We start from the raw sequence: 18,797 nt of genomic DNA, 5'->3' as shown, positions 1-18,797 counted from the left end.
CATCTCTGGGGGAGATTCGATGACCTACCCACCGCAGCAACCGGGGCCGTACGGGCAGCAGCCGCCGCCCGGCGGTCCGTACGGGCAGCAGCCACCGCAACCTGGTCCGTACGGACAGCAGCCCGGGCAGTACGGGCAGCCGCAGCAACCCGGTCCGCACGGACAGCAGCCCCCGCCGGGCTACGGGCCGCCTCCCCAGCAGGGGTACCAGCAGCAACCCCCGCCCGGCCACGGCCAGCCCGGTCCCCAGGGCCGGCAGCCGTTCGGCCAGCACGGAGGGTTCGGCGGTCCCCCGCCCAGCAAGCGCAACAACGGGCTGATCGCCGCCGTCGTCGTCCTGGCGGTACTGGTCATCGTCGGCGGCATCGGCTACCCGTACCTGTTCAAGCCCGGCTCGGACAGCGACGACACCGCCGCGGCGACCAGCCAGACCAGTACGAACTCGGAGCCGACGACCGGCGGCACGGAACCCGCCGCGCCGTCGTCGAAGAGCTCGTCGAACTCCACCGGCAGCGCCGACGCCGACGCCCAGGAGGTGGCGGAGGAGTTCACCGACCGGATGGTGGAGGGCACCCGCGTGGGCAAGGGCGATCCGAACAACGTCAAGGACCTCGTCTGTCCCGAGGCGTTCGGCACCATGAAGCCCCAGAACAAGGCCCAGCCGAACATCAAGGCCACGGTGTCCGAGGTGAAGGTGTCGGGCTCCACCGGCACGTTCAAGCAGTCGCTCGAGGGACTCGAGGGCCAGGGCACGCAGACCGCCGCCATCATCTACAAGCTGTCCAAGTCGGGCGGCGACTGGAAGGTGTGCGGCATCGACCGGGTCGAGTGACGAGTTCGGCTCCACAGCACATCCGCGAAGGCCGGGTGGCAGGCGGTTGGTCCGCCCGCCACCCGGCCTTCGTCACGTCCGGGCTCAGCCCTTGCTGGGGCGGCGCTGCGGCTTGGGCGCCGTCACGCCCTCCGCGAGCCTGCGGGTGGTCAGCAGGAACGCGGTGTGCGCGATCATCCGGTGCTCCGGGCGCACGGCGAGGCCGACGACGTGCCACGGGCGCACGAGCGTCTCCCACGCGTGCGGCTCGGTCCAGCACGTCATCTCCCGCAACGCCTCGGTGACGACGGACAGCTGCGTGGTGGTGGCGACGTAGACGACGAGCACGCCGCCGGGGATGAGGTTCTTCGCGATCGTGGGCAGGACCTCCCACGGCGAGAGCATGTCGAGGATGACCCGGTCGACCTCGCCCTCGTGGTTCTTCACGTCGTCGACGGTGATCGACCAGTTGCCGGGGCGCTCGCCGAAGAACGTCTCGACGTTGCGGATGGCGTGGACGGCGTGGTCGTCGCGCACCTCGTAGGACTGGACGCTGCCCTTCTCCCCCACCGCGCGCAGCAGCGAGCACGACAGCGCGCCGGAGCCCGCGCCGGCCTCCAGGACGCGCGCGCCCGGGAAGATGTCGCCGTACATGCAGATCTGCGCGGCGTCCTTCGGGTAGATGACCTGCGCGCCGCGCGGCATCGACAGCACGTAGTCCGGCAGCAGCGGGCGCAGCGCCAGGAAGTTCGTGCCGCCCACCGACTGCACGACCGATCCCTCGGGCTGTCCGAGCAGCAGGTCGTGCGGGATGGCGCCGCGGTGGGTGTGGTACTCCTTGCCGGGTTCCAGGACGACGGTGTAGTGCCGCCCCTTGGGGTCGGTGAGCTGAACCCGGTCGCCCGGCTGGAACGGTCCACTTGCGCTAATCACCGCGCAATGGTGTCAAACGCCCTTCTCGATGGCCGCACGCAGGTCCTCCCTGCGCAGCACGCCCGCCGGCCGGCCCTCCAGGTCGACGACGAGGAACTGCCACGCGGCGGTGCCCTGGACCCGTTCGACGATCTCCTCGCCGGGTTCGTCGGCGAGCAGCACGGTCTCGGGAAGGATCGGTTCGGCCGCCTGTTCCGCGGGCGCGAACGGGCTTGCGGCGGCGAGCTTGCGGGCCAGTTCGGTGTCGAGCAGCCCGGCCGCGACGCCGTCCGCCCGCACCAGCACGACCCCGCGTCCGGCGGAGGTGCTCAGGGCGTCCGCGACGGGACTCTCCGCGGGCAGCTGGAGCACCGGCAGGATCAGGTCGTCGAGCGTCACGCCCGCGGGCCACGTGCGGCGTCGTTCGCTCGCGAGCTCACCTCTCGCGCCGACGACGACACCCCACGCCGTGAGGACGCACACGCCGAAGCGCAGCCAACGGTCTTCTGCACCCGCCGCGACGCCGTACAGCGCCCACGCCACCAATGCGATGGCCACGGCGATACCGCCGACCACGGCCACACGTGTGCCCACGGCCCGTTGCCCGGTCACGGCCCACACGCCGGCCCGGACGATCCGGCCGCCGTCGAGCGGCAGGCCGGGAAGAAGGTTGAAGAGAGCGACGGCGGCGTTCGCGGCGGCCAGCTGGAAGACCAGCACCCACACGACGCCGTCCTGCGTCATCACCATCGCGCCCAGGCCGAACACGGCGGCCAGCGCGACGGACACGACCGGTCCGGCCCCCGCGACCGCGCCCTCGTGACCGGGTTTGCCGGGCGTGCGCATGATCTCGGTGGACCCGCCCAGCAGGAACAGGTGCAGTCTGCGGACCGGCAGGCCCAGCCGGAGCGCGACGACGCAGTGGCCGAGCTCGTGCGCCAGCACCGACAACCCGAGGAAGAGGGCGAGCAGCACGGCCATCAGCAACCCGATGCCCGGCGGTGTGCCGGGGGCCAGGTCGTCGACGAACGGCGCGTAGAACGCCACCACGATCGCCGAGCCGATCCACCAGGACGGCGCGAGCAGCACAGGGATGCCCGCCACCCGGAACAGCAGCAGGCCGCCTGCTCGATCACTGATCCGCGCGGCCACGGGAGCACTCTAGAGGCGGCGGTGTGATCTCGCGGTCTGATGCGGCCGTAGCCAGGTGGCGCTCCCGGGATTGTCAGACCCCTGTCCTATGGTGCGAACCATGAGCACCACGTTGCGCAGGCCCGCGCTCTCGCCTTCCCGGGCAGGGGACTTCAAGCAGTGCCCGCTGCTCTACCGGTTCCGCGCGGTCGACCGGCTGCCGGAGAGGCCGACGAAGGCGCAGGTGCGCGGCACGGTGGTGCACGCGGTGCTGGAGGACCTGTTCGCGCTGCCCGCCGCGGAGCGCGTGCCCGACCGCGCGCGGTCGATGATCACGCCCGCCTGGGACCGGGTGAAGGCCGAGCGCCCGGAGTTCGCGACGCTGTTCGAGGTGGAGGGCGGCGAGGAGGAGGCGGAGTGGCTCGCGTCCGCCACGAAGCTGCTCGACGGCTACTTCGGCCTGGAGGACCCGCGCCGCCTCGAACCGGAGTCGCGCGAGCTGCTCGTGGAGTCCGAGCTGCCGTCCGGCGTGCTGCTGCGCGGCTACATCGACCGCGTGGACGTCGCCCCGACGGGTGAGATCCGCGTGGTCGACTACAAGACCGGCGCCGCCCCGCGCGAGATCGGCGAGGCGAAGGCGTTGTTCCAGATGAAGTTCTACGCCCTGGTGCTCTGGAAGCTGCGCGGCGTCGTCCCCCGCCAGCTGCGCCTGATGTACCTGGCCGACCGCCAGGCCCTCGCCTACACCCCGGACGAGGGCGAGCTGGCCCGCTTCGAGCGCACGCTCGACGCGATCTGGCAGGCCATCATGCGCGCGGCCCCGACCGGCGACTTCCGCCCGAACCCCAGCCGCCTGTGCGACTACTGCGACCACAAGGCCTTCTGCCCCGCCTTCGACGGCACCCCGCCGCCCTACCCCGGCTGGCCGGAACCCGACGACACCGAGCCGCTGCAGGACCGCGACTGATGCCCGCCTTCTACCTGCCGCTGGACGAGACCACGTTCCGCGCCACCGAGCACACCGTCGGCCCGTGGGGCCCGGACAGCCAGCACCTGGGCCCGCCGTCGGCCCTGCTGGTCCGCGCCCTGCTGGCCACCGGCACCCCGTCCTCCGCCCTGGCCCGCGTCACGTTCGAGGTGCTGGGCCCGGTCCCGGTGGCCGACCTGACGGTGACCACAGCGGTCGAACGCCCCGGCCGTTCGGTGGAACTCCTGTCGGCTTCCCTTTCCTGTGCAGGCCGCACGGTCCTCACCGCGCGGGCGTGGCGCATCGTCGCCGGCGACACCGCGGCCGTGGCGGGCGGCGACACCCCCGCCCTGGCCCCACCGAGCTCCGCGGTGCCGATGGAGATCCCGGACCACTGGGGCGGCGGCTACCTCTCCGCCGTCGAGTGGCTTTCCCTGTCGGGCGGCATCTTCACGCCGGGCGACGCGCAGGTGTGGGCGAGACCGCGCGTGGCCGTGGTCGAGGGCTTCGAGCCGACCCCGGAGGAGCGCCTGTTCTCCGTCGTCGACTCGGCGAGCGGCGTCTCGTCCCGTGTGGACATTCGCAAGTGGTACGCCATCAACACGGACCTGACGGTGCACCTGCACCGCCGTCCCGCCGGCGAGTGGGTCGGCATGGACGCGCGCACGACCATCGGGCCGGACGGGGTCGGGGTCGCGACCAGCGTGGTGCACGACGTGGAGGGTCCGGTGGGCACGACGGCGCAGGCGCTGTTCGTGCGCGAGCGCTAGAGGTGGTGGCGGTGCGCGGTGACGAAGCGGTGGTCGTGACGGCATTCGGGACCTGGCTCGAATCCCGCGGCTGGTCAGTCGAAGTCGAGCGGGACCACTGGGACGTCATCGCTTCGAGACGTGGGGAGACGATCCGTTGCGAGGCCAAAGGCAGAACGAGTGAGCCCGGTCTGGACATCCACACCGCGTACGGGCAAATCATCTGCCGCCAGGACGAGACGGACGACCGTGCCACGAGCTACGGACTGGTGATCCGTGACGAGCCGAAGTCGCTCCGCGCGGCACTCCGCGCTCCAGCCAGGCTGCGAACACTTCTCCGGCTCACGATCTACGCGGTGGCGGACGACGGCTCCGTCCGGATCGTCTGAACGGTCACACCTCGTTTCCGGCAGTGAATCCGCGCCTCCACAGGCTCGCCTCCGCCGCCGCCATGCGCGTAGCGTCGGCGGAGCTGTGAAGAGGTTCGCGAACCGTCAGGAAGCGGGCCGCGCCCTGGCCGCGCGACTCGCCGACCTCCCCTGGCACGACCCGCTCGTCCTCGGCCTGCCGAGAGGCGGCGTCCCGGTCGCCAAAGAGGTGGCCGACCACCTCGACGCCGAACTGGACGTGGTGGTGGCCCGCAAGATCGGCGCACCCGGCCACCCCGAGTACGGCGTCGGCGCCGTCACCGCGGACAGCGAACCCCTCTACGACCCGAGAGTGCTCAGGGCGCTGAACCTCACCGAGGAGCAGCTCGGTCGCGCGGCCGACGAGGAACGCGAGGAAGCCCGCCGGAGAACGGTGCTCTACCGCGGCAGCAGGCCGCTCGTGATCAGGGACCGCGACGTGATCGTGGTCGACGACGGCCTGGCCACCGGCGTCACCGCCAGAGCGGCACTCCACTGGATCGCCCAGCGCGAACCGAGGAGCATCACGCTGGCCGTGCCGGTGGCGGCGAGGGAGTCGATCGGCACGTTCGGCACCAGGGTGGTCGCCGTGCTCACGCCGAAGCACTTCCAGGCCGTGAGCCGCTGGTACGAGAGCTTCGATCAGACCACGGACGACGAGGTGCTCAGCGCGCTCTCGAAGTGGGAGACCACCGGGAACGGCGAGTAGAAGCGGTGCAGCAACGCGGACCAGCGCTCGTAGGACGGCCCCTGCCGGAAGCCGACCACGTGCGCCTCCACCGAGTCCCAGCGCACCAGCAGCAGGTAGCGCGACGGCGTCGCCACGTCCCGCAGCAGTTCGAGACCGCGGAAGCCCGGCGAGGCGGAGATCAGCTCCCGCGCCTCGCCGAACGCCCACTCGAAGTCCTGCTCGGAGCCCGGCAGGACGTCGAGCAGCGCGTGCTCCGTGATCACAGGCGGCAGAACCTGATGTCCGAGGCCAGCACGGCCTTGGCACCGATCGCGGCCAGCTCGTCCATGACCTTGTTCGCCTCCTTGCGCGACACCATCGCCCGCACGGCCGCCCACTCCGGGTTGGCCAGCGGCGCCACGGTCGGCGACTCCAGGCCCGGGGTCAGCGCGATCGCGTCCTCGAGGATCGACCGCGGGCAGTCGTAGTCGAGCATCAGGTACTGCTGCGCGAACACGACGCCCTGCAGGCGCGCGGTCAGCTGCTTCTTGGCGGCCGTGACCTCGGAGCCGTTGCGGTGGATGAGGACCGCCTCGGACTCGCAGATCGGCTCGCCGAACGGCACCAGGTCGTGCTGGCGCAGGGTGCGGCCGGAGCCCACCACGTCGGCGATCAGGTCGGCGACGCCCAGCTGGATCGAGATCTCGACGGCGCCGTCGAGGCGGATCACCTTGGCGGTGATGCCGCGGGCCTTGAGGTCGCGGCCCACGAGCTTCGGGTACGCGGTGGCGAGGCGCTTGCCCTCGAGGTCGGAGACCTTCCAGTCGGTGCCCCGCGGCCCGGCGTAGCGGAAGGTCGACGAACCGAAGCCCAGGGCGAGCAACTCCTCGACCGACGAGCCGTTGTCGTCGGCGCCCGAGTCGGCGGCCAGGTCGCGGCCGGTGATGCCGAGGTCGAGGTCGCCGGACGCCACGTAGATCGCGATGTCCTTGGGACGCAGGAAGAAGAACTCGACCTCGTTGTTGTTGTCGAGCACGGTCAGGTCACGCGGCTCGTGCCGCTGCCGGTAGCCGGCCTCGGTGAGCATGGCGGAGGCGCGTTCGGCGAGCGCGCCCTTGTTCGGGACTGCAACGCGCAGCATGTCGAAGTCTTTTCCGTCAGAGGTACTTGTACACGTCTTCGAGGGTGAGCCCACGGCCCAGCATGAGCACCTGGAGGCGGTAGAGCAGCTGCGAGATCTCTTCGGAGAGCTTCTCGTCGGACTCGTACTCGGCGGCGATCCAGACCTCGCCCGCCTCCTCCAGGACCTTCTTGCCCTGCGCATGGACCCCGGCCTCGAGCGCGGCGACGGTGCCGGATCCCTCCGGCTTGGTGGCGGCTCGTTCGGTCAGCTCTGCGAACAGGGAATCGAAGGTCTTCACGGCTCCACATCCTCCCATCCCGGCGACCCCGGTCCACACCGCGGTCACATCTGTCCCAGGCGGTGGACGTGATCTGTCCTGCATGGACACCCGGTAGCGTGAACTTCCGTGTCGGAGTTCGCGGAGGTCCTCGCAGCGCTGCGCCGGGTGCGCGGCATCAACCCGTTCTTCGCCCTCGACGTGGGCCGCCCCGACGACTTCTGGCTGCCGGGAACGGCACTTCTCGACGGCCCCGCCCTCAAGACCACCATCGACGCCATCGCGATCCGGTACAAAGCCGACGAACCACGCGTCGCCGCCAGCCTGTTCTTCCTCAGCTACACCGCCCGCCTGCTCAGCCCGCTCACGGCCGCGAACATCCCGATCGACGTCCGCCCCGAGAACCTCTGGTGGCACCACCACCCGGCGAACGGCCTGAGCGTGCGCATCGACCAGCCACGCCTGGGGCCGCCACCGGCCGAGGCACTCGCACCGGTCGTGGAGGCCATCCAGTCCGTCACGCCCGTGGCGCGCGGACTGCTGTGGGGCAACGCGATGTCGAACGTCGCGGGCGCGCTGAAAATGGTTGTGCGCGCACGCATGCTCACGGCGGAGGAAGCGGAAGAACGGGGCGAACGGCTCATGAGCGCGCCGCCGTTCGAAGAAGCCGGAGAATTCCTGAGCTTCCCCGGCGAACTCGGGTTCCGGCGCCGGAGCTGTTGTCTTTACTACCGCGTCGCCGCAGGTGGGAAGTGTGGCGACTGCCCACTCGTGAAGTGAGGAACGCAACAACTCTTATGGCCGGTTGTGCTTAACGGGCCGCTCAACTTACGGTGCACGCGCCGCAGTGACGGGAAGCCGGTGGAAATCCGGCGCGGTCCTCGCCACTGTGACCGGGAAGCGATCCCCGCCGAGCACGTCACTGGTTCCCGCCGGAACTGGGAAGACGCGGGGGCAGCGTTGATCCGGGAGTCAGGAGACCGGCTGCGGCGCCGCAAGGAGAGTTGACCTTCCACGAGGTATGGAGGAGCCCGTCATGACGAGCCCCGCAGCAAGCCTGTCCGCCGTCCGCGTGCCCAAATGGGCCTTCGCCGTCTCACTGCTCGGCCTGATCGTCACCTACCTGGTCCTGCAGGAGAACGGCCTCGCGCTCGGCGCGGGTTCCGAGTTGCTGCACGAGTTCTTCCACGACGGCCGCCACGCTCTCGGCGTCCCCTGCCACTGACCACGCGGATGACGACCTACAAGTCCATCGCACTGCGCGGCATCGCGGCCGGCGGCATCGCCGGCGTCGCGTCCGCGCTGGTGCAGCTCCTGGTGACCGAGATCCCGATCCGGGCCGCGCTCGCGGTCGAGGAGGCTCGCGCACCCGCCGGTGAAGAGACCGGCCACTCCCACGGCGGCGGGGAAGAGCTCGTCAGCCGCGGCGCCCAGGTCGTGGGCGGCATGCTCGGCGTGGTGATCGTCGGCATCGCGGTGGGCCTGGTGTTCGCCACGGCCTACGCGCTGTCGAAGCGCTGGTTCACCGGCAGCACGCCGTTCACGCGCAGCGTCGCGTTCGGTGCCGCGGTCTTCGGCGCCGTCGCGCTGCTGCCGTGGCTCAAGTACCCGGCCAACCCGCCCGCGGTGGGCGACCCGGAGACGGTGAACTACCGCACCGCCCTGTACCTGGGCGTGGTGGTGGCCGGCCTGGTGATCGTGTGGGGCGCGTCGTGGCTCGCCGAGCGGCTGCGCGAGCAGTCCGCACCGGTGCGGGCGACGGCCGTGCTGCTCGCGGTGGTCGCGGCCGGCGCGGTGGTGCTGCTGGCGTTCCCCGCGCCGCCGGACACGATCCCCGCGGACATGCCGGTGACCGTGCTGTGGCAGTTCCGCCTCAGCTCGCTCGCGCAGCTGGCCACGCTCTACGTGGGCATCGGCGTGGTGTTCGGCCTGCTGGTCGACCCGGCCACGCGCAGGGCGAAGTCCGTCGAGAAGGCAGTCGTCGCTTGACGGTGCGGGGTGGCCGCGAGGCCACCCCGCCTCCGGCGCGACATCATGTCGGGATGACGGGGAACGGTGTTCAACCGTGGGAACGCATCCACAACTGGTTGCGCGTCAACGCATCCCGCACCTTCGACCAGATCACGGCCGATCCGGCGACCACCGGCCTCTGGCGCCTCACCGGTGCGGAGAACCTGATTCCAGCGCGGTACACCCCGTTGTCCCCAGAAGATTCGCAGCGAACGCGAAACAGGAAGAGCACGCACCTCGAAGTCGAGACGGAACCGGCCGGCGCGACGTCGGGAGTCTTCCTGCCGGAGTTCGTCCCGATCGCCGCGGATGACATGGGCGACTACCTGTTCGTCGACGAACGTCCGGGTCCGGAGTCCGGGTGCGTCCGCGCGTGGGACGTGGACGAGGGCAGCAGGCTGCCGTCGCTCTGGCCGAGCCTGACCGCGATGCTCACCGACATCGCGGACTCCCTCGACACCGGCGCACCGGCTCTGCGCGGACACGCGGACGCGGCGAAGTTCTTCACGACCTCCGTCTACGTGCCCGAGGTGCGTGACGGCAGGCTCGGCTGGCGGCGGGTCTAGAGCGCCTTCAGCACCTCGAGGTCGACGCCCACGAGGGAGTCGCGGAAGATCCGCCGCTCCCCCGCCTCCACCGCGACGTCGCACGGCACGACCAGCACCGTGCACCCCGCCGCCACCGCGGCGGCCACCCCGGTCGGCGAGTCCTCGACAGCGACGCACTCGGCCGCGTCCACCCCGAGCAGCCGCGCCGCCTTCAGGTACGGCTCGGGCAGCGGCTTGTTCAGCCCGTCCACCTCGTCGCCGCACACGGTCACGTCGAACAGGTCCCGCCCGATCGTGTCCAGCGCGACCTCGGTCAGTCCCCGCTCGGTCGACGTCACGAGCGCCATCGGCACGCCGGAGGAACGCACGGCGCGCAACGCCTCCTGCGCGCCCGGACGCCACGGCAGGCCCGCGCGGAAGACTTCTTCGGTGCGGCGCAGGATCCACGCGGCGCCGTCGGCCATGTCCGCCTCGGTCGGCTCGATGCCGACGTCGCCGAACAGCAGGCGCATCGTCGTGGGCACGTTGCTGCCGACCATGCGTTCGCGGGTCTCCAGGGACAGCACCCCGCCGAGCTTCTCCGCGTACTCGTAGAGCGGGATGTCCCACAGCTTCTCGGAGTCCAGCAGCGTCCCGTCCATGTCCCACAGGACCGCGCGCGGATCAGACATTGAAGTACTTCGCCTCCGGGTGATGCGCCACGAAGGCGTCGGTGGACTGTTCCGGGTGGAGCTGGAGTTCCTCGGACAGCGAGACCCCGATGCGGGCGGGCTCCAGGAGTTCGACGACGCGCCTGCGGTCTTCCATGTCGGGGCAGGCTCCGTACCCGAACGAGTACCGGGCGCCGCGGTAGCCGAGCTTGAAGTACTCCTCGACGGCGGCGGGGTCCTCGGCGGCGACGGTGCCACCGGTCGGCCACACGAGCTCCTCGCGGACCCGCTTGTGCCAGTACTCGGCCAGCGCTTCGGTGAGCTGGACCCCCAGTCCGTGGACTTCCAGGTACTCACGATACGCGTTCTTGCCGAACAGCTCGTTCGCGTAGTCGGCGATCGGCTGGCCCATGGTGACGAGGTGGAACGCGATCACGTCGACCTCGCCGACGTCCCGGGAGCGCCAGAAGTCGGCCAGGCAGAGGCGTCGATCCCTTTTCTGGCGCGGAAAACGGAACCGGAAGCGCTCAGCCGACTCGACCGACGGCTCCTCCAGAACGATCAGGTCGTCGCCGTCGGAGACGCACGGGAAGTAGCCGTAGACGACGGCGGCGTGGGCAAGAACACCTTCGGTGGCAAGGCGTTCCATCCAGTAGCGCAGGCGCGGGCGGCCCTCGGTCTCGACCAGCTCGTCGTAGGTCGGGCCGGCACCACGCGCGCCCTTGAGGCCCCACTGGCCCATGAACGTCGCCCGCTCGTCCAGCAGCGCCGAATACTCCGCGACCGGGATGCCCTTCACCACGCGGCTGCCCCAGAACGGCGGCACGGGGATCGGGTTGTCCGCCGCCACGTTCGAGCGGCCGGTCGCGACTTCCTCTTGCGCCGCAACGGCTTTGCGTGCCGCCGCGATGCGCAGCGACCGTTCGCGACGGGCCTTGCGCTCCGCCGCCCTGGCCTCCGCCTCCGGGTCGACCAGCGGTGCCTCGCCGCGCTTGGCCGCCATGATCGCGTCCATCAGCCGCAGGCCCTCGAACGCGTCGCGGGCGTAGCGGACGTCACCGAAGTACATCTCCGTCAGGTCGTTCTCGACGTACGCGCGGGTCAGCGCGGCGCCGCCGAGCAGCACCGGCCAGCGCGCGGCGACTCCCCTGGAGTTCATCTCCTCCAGGTTCTCCTTCATGATCACGGTCGACTTGACCAGCAGGCCGGACATGCCGATCGCGTCCGCGCGGTGCCGTTCGGCGGCGTCGAGGATGGACGTGATCGGCTGCTTGATGCCGATGTTCACGACCTCGTAGCCGTTGTTGGACAGGATGATGTCGACGAGGTTCTTGCCGATGTCGTGCACGTCGCCCTTCACCGTGGCGAGCACGATGCGGCCCTTGCCGCCGTCGTCGGAGCGCTCCATGTGCGGTTCCAGGTGCGCGACCGCGGTCTTCATCACCTCGGCGGACTGCAGCACGAACGGCAGCTGCATCTGGCCGGAGCCGAACAGCTCGCCGACCGTCTTCATGCCCGCGAGCAACGTGTCGTTGATGATCTGCAACGCCGGCCGCTCGTCCAGCGCCGCGTCCAGGTCCGCCTCCAGGCCGGTGCGTTCGCCGTCGACGATCCGGCGCTGCAGCCGTTCGAACAACGGCAGCGCGGCCAGTTCCTCGGCGCGCGAGGCGGAGTTCGACTTCGTGGTGACGCCTTCGAAGAGCTCCATCAACCGCTGCAACGGGTCGTAGCCCTCGCGGCGCCGGTCGTACACGAGGTCCAACGCCACCGCGCGGTGCTCGTCCGGGATGCGCGCCATCGGCACGATCTTGGACGCGTGCACGATCGCGGTGTCGAGACCCGCCTGCACGCACTCGTGCAGGAACACGGAGTTCAGCACCTGGCGCGCGGCCGGGTTGAGTCCGAAGGAGACGTTCGACAGTCCCAGAGTCGTGCGCACGTCCGGATGACGGCGCTTGAGCTCGCGGATCGCCTCGATCGTCTCCACGGCGTCGCGGCGGACCTCCTCCTGGCCGGTGGAGATCGGGAACGTCAGGCAGTCGACGATGATGTCGCTGGTCCGCAGGCCCCAGTTGGTGGTCAGGTCCTCGATCAACCGGACCGCGACGCGCACCTTCCACTCCGCGGTGCGGGCCTGGCCCTCCTCGTCGATGCACAGCGCCACCACGGCCGCGCCGTGCTCGGAGGCGAGCCGCATGATCTTCTGGAACCGGGAGTCCGGGCCGTCGCCGTCCTCGTAGTTGACCGAGTTGACCGCGCACCTCCCGCCGAGACACTCGAGACCCGCCTGCAGCACCGCGGGTTCGGTCGAGTCGAGCACGATCGGCAACGTCGACGCGGTGGCCAGCCGGGACGCGAGCGCCCGCATGTCCTCCTCGCCGTCGCGGCCCACGTAGTCGACGCAGAGGTCGATCAGGTGGGCGCCCTCGCGCGTCTGGTCGCGCGCGATCTCGACGCAGTCCTCCCACTTCCCGGCCAGCATCGCCTCGCGGAACGCCTTGGAGCCGTTGGCGTTCGTGCGCTCGCCGATCATCAGCACCGACGCGTCCTGGGTGAACGGCACGGCCTGGTACAGCGACGACACGCCGGGTTCCGGACGCGGGCGGCGGGCGGACGGGCCGAGGTCGCGGACGGCGTCGGCGACCTGGCGCAGGTGCTCGGACGTCGTGCCGCAGCAGCCGCCGACGAGCCGCGCGCCGAACTCGGTGACGAACCCGGCCAGCGCCTGCGCCAGCTCCTCCGGCGACAGCGGGTAGACCGCGCCGTGCGGCCCCAGTTCGGGCAGGCCGGCGTTCGGCATCACCGAGAGGGGGATGCGCGCGTGCTTCGCGAGCGTCCGCAGGTGCTCGCTCATCTCGGCGGGCCCGGTGGCGCAGTTCAGGCCGATCAGGTCGATGCCGAGCGGCTCCAGCGCGGTCAGCGCGGCACCGATCTCCGAGCCGAGCAGCATCGTGCCGGTCGTCTCGACGGTCACCTGCGCGATGACCGGGACCTCCCGGCCCTCGGCCGCCATCGCGCGCTTGGCGCCGATCACGGACGCCTTGGTCTGCAACAGGTCCTGCGAGGTCTCGACGATGATCGCGTCCACGCCGCCGGCCAGCAGGCCGCGGCACTGCTCCACGTACGCGTCGCGCAACGTCGCATAAGGAGCGTGGCCGAGCGTCGGCAGCTTCGTGCCGGGGCCGACCGAGCCGAGCACGAACCGGGGCTGTCCGGGCGAGGCGAACTCGTCCGCCACCTCACGCGCGAGAGCCGCGCCGCGTTCGGACAGGTGGAAGATCTGGTCCGGAATGTCGTACTCGGCCAGGTTCGCGAGGTTCGCACCGAACGTGTTGGTCTCCACGGCGTCGCACCCGACCTCGAGATAACCGCGGTGCACGGCCTTCACGACGTCCGGGCGGGTGACGTTGAGGATCTCGTTGCAGCCCTCGAGACCGCGGAAGTCGTCGAGGGAGAGGTCGGCGGCCTGGAGCATCGTGCCCATGGCCCCGTCGGCGACGACGACCCGGTTCACCAGCGCTTCCAGCAACGGCGACGCTCCGCGATCACGCATGGGCCAAGCCTACGGTGAGTTGACCGGCCGAACCCGTAGTCTGGCGCCGTGAACGATCCGTCCCAGGAATCCCCGACCCCCTCGAACCCGCGCATCCCGCTCACGGCTCCGATCATGGTCTGCGCGTTCGAAGGATGGAACGACGCCGGCGACGCCGCCAGCACCGCCATCGAGCACCTGCAACTCACCTGGGACGCCACCCCGCTCGCCGAGATCGACCCGGACGACTACTACGACTTCCAGGTGACGCGCCCGAGCGTGCGCATGGTGGACGGCGTCACGCGCAGGGTCGACTGGCCGACGACGCGGCTGTCGGTGTGCCGCCCTCCCGGTTCCGACGTGGACGTGATCCTCGTGCACGGCATCGAGCCGAACATGAGGTGGCGCAAGTTCGCGGCCGAGCTGCTGGGCCACATCGACGCGCTCGGGGTGACGACGGTGGTGACGCTGGGCGCGTTGCTCATGGACACGCCGCACACGCGTCCGGTCCCGGTCACCGGCACGGCCTACGACGCGGACGCCGCCGAGAAGTTCGGCCTGGAGCACTCGAAGTACGAGGGCCCGACCGGCATCGTCGGCGTGTTCCAGGACGCGTGCGTGCAGGCGGGCATCCCGGCCATCTCGTTCTGGGCCGCCGTCCCCCACTACGTCTCGCAGCCGCCGTCCCCCAAGGCGACGCTCGCGCTGCTGCACCGGGTGGAGGAGGTCCTCGACATCGAGGTCCCGCTCGGCGCGCTGCCCGAGCAGGCCGAGGAGTGGGAGCGCACCGTCTCCGAGATGGCCGACGAGGACGAGGACGTGCGCAACTACGTGCGCGCCCTGGAGGAGCGCGGCGACGCGGAGCTGCAGATCACCGAGGCCTCGGGCGACGACATCGCCGCGGAGTTCGAGCGCTACCTCCGCCGCCGCGGCCGCGGTCCCGGCTGGCCGTCGACCGGTCCGCGCCAGTAGCGCGGTAGCAGCAGGTCAGAAGCCGTCTCGGTCATTTGGACCGGGACGGCTTTTTCACGCTTCCGAGTGATCGAGTCGGGGTTTCCCACTGCCGAGGAATGGTTACCAAGATCCACCTCCAGACAGGAACCACCGTGTCTCTCGTGCGCAAGATCGCCGTCGGTCTCGCTGCGGGTGGCGGCGTGCTGTTGGCCGTGTCTCCCGCCAGTGCAGCTCCTCTCTCCTCCGTCGACTCCCTCGGCGAGAACGGTCCCCACACGACCGTGAGCGACGTCAGGGAGTCGTTCCAGGGCAACCTCGCGGGGGTGCAGGAGAGGACGCAGGGCTTCACCGGCGGAGTCCGCGGGTAGAAAGTTAGCGACAACAACCACTTTCCGGCGCTCTCCGCCGCCCGCCGCAATAGGGTGGGCGGCGGAGGTGTCCGTTGGGACGGTTGGCACGCGCCGGGTTGTACGCGGGCGCATTGATCGGGCCGTTCGGCGGCGCCGTCACCACGTCGATCCTGCCCGAGATCGGAGCCGGTTTCGGCCGCTCCCCCGGCTCGGCCGCGGCGACGCTGACGTACTACATGGTGCCGTTCGCGGTGCTGATGCTCGCTTCCGGGACGCTGGCGCAGCGCTGGGGTCCACAACGGACTGTCCGGATCGCGTACGTCGCCTACGCCGCCGCGTCCGCGCTCGCCGCCTGCTCGTGGACGTTCGAGGTGCTGCTGGCCTCGCGGGCGTTGCAGGGCGCGGCGAACTCGTTCACGACGCCGGTGCTGCTCGCGGTGGTCGCCGCCTCGACGCCGAAGGAGAAGCTCGGGCGCGCGCTCGGGCTGTTCGGCTCGATGCAGGCCGCCGGGCAGACCTCCGCTCCGCTGGTGGGAGGGCTGACGGCCGAGGTCGACTGGCGGCTGGCGTTCGTGGTGATCGCCGTCGTGGCCGTGGGGCTCGCGGTCCTGGGCGTGCCGCAGACCGACGCCGAACCCGAACGCGACGCGAGCCTGCGCAGCGCGTTCGTGCCGAGCACGTTGTGGCCCGCGCTGGTCGGGTTCATCGGCTGGGGCTGCCTCGGCGGGTTGTCGTTCCTCGTGGCGTTCCGGCTGGACGACGCCTTCGGCCTCAGCGCGGGCCAGCGCGGCGTGTTGCTGACCGGGTTCGGCATCGTCGGGTTCCTGACCGCGCGGTACGTCGGCAAGGCGATCGACCGGTTCGGCGCCGGCACCACCGCGATCCTCGGCGCCACGCTGGGCGCGGCCATGGTCGCGGCGGTCGGCACGGCGCCGTTGGCCGCCGTGGTGGTGTTGTGCTGGGCCCTGACCGGTGCGGCCGCTCAGGGTGTGTTGGTGAGCATCAACGCGTTGGTGTTGCAGAGCGAGAACGCCAACAGGGGCGGCAGCGTCAGCGTCGTGCAGTCACTGCGCTTCATGGGCGTGGCCGCCGCCCCGCTGGCGTTCGTCCCGCTCTACCAGTCCCACCCGTTGCTCGCGTTCCTGGTGCCGGCCGGGCTGCTGATCACCATTCCGGCGATCGTCACGTGGTCAGGTCGCGCCGGCGGAACCCGGCGAACCCCGCCGCCAGAAGCGCCACCGCGACCAGCGTGAGCCAGGCGAGCGGCCCGAAGGTGATGTCCGGGTACTTCGGCACGCGCGTGAACGGCGAGGCGTCGATCACCCACTGGTCGAGCTGCAGGGCGGGGCCGAGCAGCGTGAGCACCAGGGCCACCGACACCACCGCCCAGCTCACGCCCGTGAACTGCGGGAACAACCCGAACAGCGCCAAGGCCACGCCCGCGACCACCCAGGCGGCGGGGAGCTGGACCAGGGCAGCGCCGAGCATCTTCGGCAGGACCGTGCCCACGTCGTCGACCTGCAGCCCGTAGACCAGGCCGAGCCCGAGCCCCGACGCCGCCAGCACGACCGCGCCGCCGACCAGGGGGAACACCGCGTGCGAGGCCACCCAGCCCCAGCGCGAGACCGGCGTCGCGAGCAGCGGCTCCGCGCGGAACGACGTCTCCTCGGACCGCAGCCGCAGGACCGCCTGCACGAGGTAGATCGACGTGATCAGCCCGAGCAGCTGCGTGACGGTCGCGAAGAACGCGTCGACCATCGCGTCGGCGCCGCCGATCTTGCTGACGATCTGCCCGAGCGTCGGGTTGTCCTGCACCATCTGCCCGACGGCCTGGGCGACGCTGCCGTAGATGACGCCGACCGCGAACAACGCGATCGCCCAGCCGATCAGCGACCCCTTCTGCAATCGCCAGGCGAGCCCGAACGGCGTGCCGATGGTTCCCTCCGGCGGCCCGAGCCGGGCGGCCAGCAGCCCGAGCCCGACGTCGCGCCGCGTGACGATGTACGCGGAAAGTCCCGTGAGCAGCACGAACGCGGCGAGCGGCAGCAGCAGCACCCAGAACCTGTTATCCGCGAACGACCTCACGTGCTCGGTCCAGCCGATCGGTGAGAACCAGGTGAGCCACTGCGGACCGGACTCCCCCGCCGCGTCGCCCGCCGCGCGCAGCAGGTAGGTGACGCCGAGGAAGCCGCCCGCGATCGCGTTGGACACGCGCGAGTTCTCCGAGAGCTGCGCGGTGAACGCGCTGACGCCGGTGAACACGAGCCCGACGCTCGCGGTGGACAGGCCGAACGCGAACGCGCCCGCCGGGTCCAGGTCCTTGCCGATCAGCGCGAGCGCCTGCAGCAGACCGATCAGCAGGCTCGTGCCGCCGGCGACGATCACGGCGGCGGCCAGCGGCGCGTGCCTTCCGACGACCGTGGCGGCGATCAGCTCCGTGCGGCCCGCCTCTTCTTCTGCGCGCGTGTGGCGGGTGACGACGAGCATGGCCATGATCGCGATGAACAGGCCGGAGAACACGCCCCAGCGCCAGACCACCAGACCGCCGAGCGACGACCAGTCGTGCAGCGGGCCGAGCATCGCGAGGAACGCGGAGTTGGCGTTCGCGGTGACGCCGAGCAGGTCGCGCGACTGCTGGGTGCCGTACAGCTCTTCGAGCGCGGTCGTCGTGGAGTAGGTGATGCCGACGAGGAACAGGACCCAGACCGGCAGCAGGATGCGGTCGCGGCGCAACGCCAGCCGCACGAGCTGGAGGGTGCCGATCATTTCGCGTCCTCGTAGTGGCGCAGGAACAGCTCTTCGAGCGTGGGCGGCTGGGAGGTCAGCGTGCGCACGCCGGACGACACGAGCTGCTTGAGCACGGGGTCAAGCCGGTCCGAGTCGACCTCGAACCGGACCCGGTTGCCCTCGGCGACCAGGTCGTGCACGCCGTCGAGGGACGCTAGCCCGTTCGGCGGGCTCGCGAGCTCGGCCGAGATCGACGTGCGGGTCAGGTGCCGCAGGTCGGCGAGCGTGCCGGTCTCGACGATGTGGCCGTTGCGGATGATGCTGACCCGGTCGCACAGCGCCTCGACCTCGGCGAGGATGTGACTGGAGAGCAGCACGGTGCGGCCACGTGCGCGTTCGTCGTTGATGCAGTCCTGGAAGACGGCCTCCATCAACGGGTCGAGGCCCGAGGTCGGCTCGTCGAGGATCAGCAGCTCGACGTCGCTCGACAGGGCGGCGACCAGCGCGACCTTCTGCCGGTTGCCCTTGGAGTAGGTGCGGCCCTTCTTGCGCGGGTCCAGTTCGAAGCGCTCCAGGAGCTCGGCGCGGCGGGCCTTGTCGAGGCCGCCGCGGAGCCGTCCGAGCAGGTCGATGACCTCGCCACCGGTCAGGTTGGGCCAGAGGTTGACGTCGCCGGGGACGTAGGCGAGACGGCGGTGCAGCTCCGCGGTGTCCTTCCACGGGTCGCCGCCGAGCAGCCGCGCGGTGCCGGAGTCGGCACGCAGCAGGCCGAGGAGGATCCGGATCGTCGTCGACTTGCCCGAGCCGTTCGGCCCGAGGAAGCCGTGCACCTCACCGGTCTGGACGTCCAGGTTCAGGTCGTCCAGTGCACGCGTCGGGCCGAAGGTCTTGACCAGGCCCGACACGGATATCGCAGATGTCATGGCCGGTAAGCTACACTTCTTTCACAACTTCGTGAAGCGAGTAAATTTTGCCCGAT

General features: G+C 70.7%; 21 protein-coding genes and 1 riboswitch. Of the genes, 12 read left to right on the top strand and 9 right to left on the bottom strand.

Annotation, left to right across the window (positions count from 1 at the left end; all coding sequences use genetic code 11):
* Positions 1 to 19: 19 nt before the first annotated feature.
* The gene (locus ABZX02_RS33735; RefSeq protein ID WP_355304357.1) at positions 20 to 832 is read left to right on the top strand and encodes a hypothetical protein; all 813 of its coding nucleotides are present in this window, start codon (positions 20 to 22) and stop codon (positions 830 to 832) included.
* An 84-nt stretch (positions 833 to 916) separates the two neighbouring features.
* Here the strand turns inward: ABZX02_RS33735 and ABZX02_RS33730 are convergent, their stop codons facing one another.
* Entirely contained in the window at positions 917 to 1,741 is an 825-nt protein-coding gene (locus ABZX02_RS33730; RefSeq protein ID WP_179953856.1) for a tRNA (adenine-N1)-methyltransferase, read from the bottom strand.
* Positions 1,742 to 1,756: 15 nt separating this feature from the next.
* Entirely contained in the window at positions 1,757 to 2,875 is a 1,119-nt protein-coding gene (locus ABZX02_RS33725) for a site-2 protease family protein (RefSeq protein ID WP_355304355.1), read from the bottom strand.
* Positions 2,876 to 2,975: 100 nt separating this feature from the next.
* Between ABZX02_RS33725 and ABZX02_RS33720 the strand changes: the two genes are divergently transcribed.
* From ABZX02_RS33720 to ABZX02_RS33705, 4 genes are all read left to right on the top strand, one after another.
* Complete coding sequence (locus ABZX02_RS33720) at positions 2,976 to 3,821, top strand: PD-(D/E)XK nuclease family protein (RefSeq protein ID WP_355304353.1); 846 nt, start codon at positions 2,976 to 2,978, stop codon at positions 3,819 to 3,821.
* Positions 3,818 to 4,591, top strand: coding sequence for a thioesterase family protein (locus ABZX02_RS33715; RefSeq protein WP_355304401.1), 774 nt, complete (start codon positions 3,818 to 3,820; stop codon positions 4,589 to 4,591). The genes ABZX02_RS33720 and ABZX02_RS33715 overlap by 4 nt, the downstream gene beginning before the upstream one ends.
* 11 nt (positions 4,592 to 4,602) lie before the next feature.
* Positions 4,603 to 4,959 (top strand): hypothetical protein, encoded by a 357-nt coding sequence (locus ABZX02_RS33710; RefSeq protein ID WP_355304351.1) that lies wholly within the window; start codon positions 4,603 to 4,605, stop codon positions 4,957 to 4,959.
* Positions 4,960 to 5,044: 85 nt separating this feature from the next.
* On the top strand, positions 5,045 to 5,686 hold the full coding sequence (locus ABZX02_RS33705) for a phosphoribosyltransferase family protein (protein WP_355304349.1): 642 nt from the start codon (positions 5,045 to 5,047) through the stop codon (positions 5,684 to 5,686).
* Here the strand turns inward: ABZX02_RS33705 and ABZX02_RS33700 are convergent.
* From ABZX02_RS33700 to ABZX02_RS33690, 3 genes are read right to left on the bottom strand one after another with little or no spacing between them, the layout of a single operon-like run.
* Entirely contained in the window at positions 5,620 to 5,931 is a 312-nt protein-coding gene (locus tag ABZX02_RS33700; RefSeq protein WP_355304347.1) for an antibiotic biosynthesis monooxygenase, read from the bottom strand. The genes ABZX02_RS33705 and ABZX02_RS33700 overlap by 67 nt on opposite strands.
* Positions 5,928 to 6,788, bottom strand: coding sequence for an ATP phosphoribosyltransferase (gene hisG, locus ABZX02_RS33695; protein WP_355304345.1), 861 nt, complete (start codon positions 6,786 to 6,788; stop codon positions 5,928 to 5,930). The genes ABZX02_RS33700 and hisG overlap by 4 nt, the downstream gene beginning before the upstream one ends.
* A 16-nt stretch (positions 6,789 to 6,804) precedes the next feature.
* Complete coding sequence (locus ABZX02_RS33690) at positions 6,805 to 7,068, bottom strand: phosphoribosyl-ATP diphosphatase (protein ID WP_089912086.1); 264 nt, start codon at positions 7,066 to 7,068, stop codon at positions 6,805 to 6,807.
* Positions 7,069 to 7,176: 108 nt separating this feature from the next.
* Here ABZX02_RS33690 and ABZX02_RS33685 point away from each other — a divergent pair, with 108 nt between their 5' ends.
* From ABZX02_RS33685 to ABZX02_RS33670, 4 genes are all read left to right on the top strand, one after another.
* Complete coding sequence (locus tag ABZX02_RS33685; RefSeq protein ID WP_355304343.1) at positions 7,177 to 7,827, top strand: (2Fe-2S)-binding protein; 651 nt, start codon at positions 7,177 to 7,179, stop codon at positions 7,825 to 7,827.
* Positions 7,828 to 7,897: 70 nt separating this feature from the next.
* Positions 7,898 to 8,030: riboswitch (cobalamin riboswitch) on the top strand.
* Positions 8,031 to 8,083: 53 nt separating this feature from the next.
* A complete protein-coding gene (locus tag ABZX02_RS33680) occupies positions 8,084 to 8,272 on the top strand; it encodes a CbtB-domain containing protein (RefSeq protein ID WP_177229632.1) in 189 nt (62 codons plus the stop codon).
* 8 nt (positions 8,273 to 8,280) lie between these two features.
* Positions 8,281 to 9,036 carry a CbtA family protein gene (locus tag ABZX02_RS33675; protein ID WP_355304340.1) on the top strand — a complete coding sequence of 252 codons (756 nt, stop codon included), beginning with the start codon at positions 8,281 to 8,283 and terminating at the stop codon, positions 9,034 to 9,036.
* 53 nt (positions 9,037 to 9,089) lie between these two features.
* Positions 9,090 to 9,623, top strand: a complete 534-nt coding sequence (locus ABZX02_RS33670; RefSeq protein ID WP_355304338.1) for an SMI1/KNR4 family protein — start codon at positions 9,090 to 9,092, stop codon at positions 9,621 to 9,623.
* Here ABZX02_RS33670 and ABZX02_RS33665 read toward each other — a convergent pair.
* Positions 9,620 to 10,276: an HAD family phosphatase gene (locus ABZX02_RS33665; RefSeq protein ID WP_355304336.1), complete on the bottom strand. Its 657-nt coding sequence runs from the start codon at positions 10,274 to 10,276 to the stop codon at positions 9,620 to 9,622. The two genes, ABZX02_RS33670 and ABZX02_RS33665, sit on opposite strands and share 4 nt — an antisense overlap.
* Entirely contained in the window at positions 10,269 to 13,808 is a 3,540-nt protein-coding gene (metH, locus tag ABZX02_RS33660) for a methionine synthase (protein WP_355304335.1), read from the bottom strand. The genes ABZX02_RS33665 and metH overlap by 8 nt, the downstream gene beginning before the upstream one ends.
* 48 nt (positions 13,809 to 13,856) lie before the next feature.
* Between metH and ABZX02_RS33655 the strand changes: the two genes are divergently transcribed.
* From ABZX02_RS33655 to ABZX02_RS33645, 3 genes are all read left to right on the top strand, one after another.
* Positions 13,857 to 14,759: a PAC2 family protein gene (locus ABZX02_RS33655; RefSeq protein ID WP_355304333.1), complete on the top strand. Its 903-nt coding sequence runs from the start codon at positions 13,857 to 13,859 to the stop codon at positions 14,757 to 14,759.
* 143 nt (positions 14,760 to 14,902) lie between these two features.
* Positions 14,903 to 15,109 carry a hypothetical protein gene (locus ABZX02_RS33650; protein ID WP_355304331.1) on the top strand — a complete coding sequence of 69 codons (207 nt, stop codon included), beginning with the start codon at positions 14,903 to 14,905 and terminating at the stop codon, positions 15,107 to 15,109.
* Between the two features lie 74 nt (positions 15,110 to 15,183).
* A complete protein-coding gene (locus tag ABZX02_RS33645) occupies positions 15,184 to 16,344 on the top strand; it encodes an MFS transporter (RefSeq protein WP_355304329.1) in 1,161 nt (386 codons plus the stop codon).
* Here the strand turns inward: ABZX02_RS33645 and ABZX02_RS33640 are convergent.
* A complete protein-coding gene (locus ABZX02_RS33640) occupies positions 16,274 to 17,857 on the bottom strand; it encodes an ABC transporter permease (RefSeq protein ID WP_355304327.1) in 1,584 nt (527 codons plus the stop codon). The genes ABZX02_RS33645 and ABZX02_RS33640 overlap by 71 nt on opposite strands.
* Entirely contained in the window at positions 17,854 to 18,741 is an 888-nt protein-coding gene (locus tag ABZX02_RS33635; protein ID WP_355304325.1) for an ABC transporter ATP-binding protein, read from the bottom strand. Before ABZX02_RS33635 ends, ABZX02_RS33640 begins: the two co-directional genes overlap by 4 nt.
* Between the last annotated feature and the right edge of the window lie 56 nt (positions 18,742 to 18,797).

The sequence above is a fragment of the Lentzea sp. NPDC003310 genome (assembly GCF_040610935.1).
Lineage (GTDB): Bacteria > Actinomycetota > Actinomycetes > Mycobacteriales > Pseudonocardiaceae > Lentzea.
Note: the sequence above shows the minus strand (reverse complement) of the source record. Positions and strands in the feature narration are given on the sequence as shown.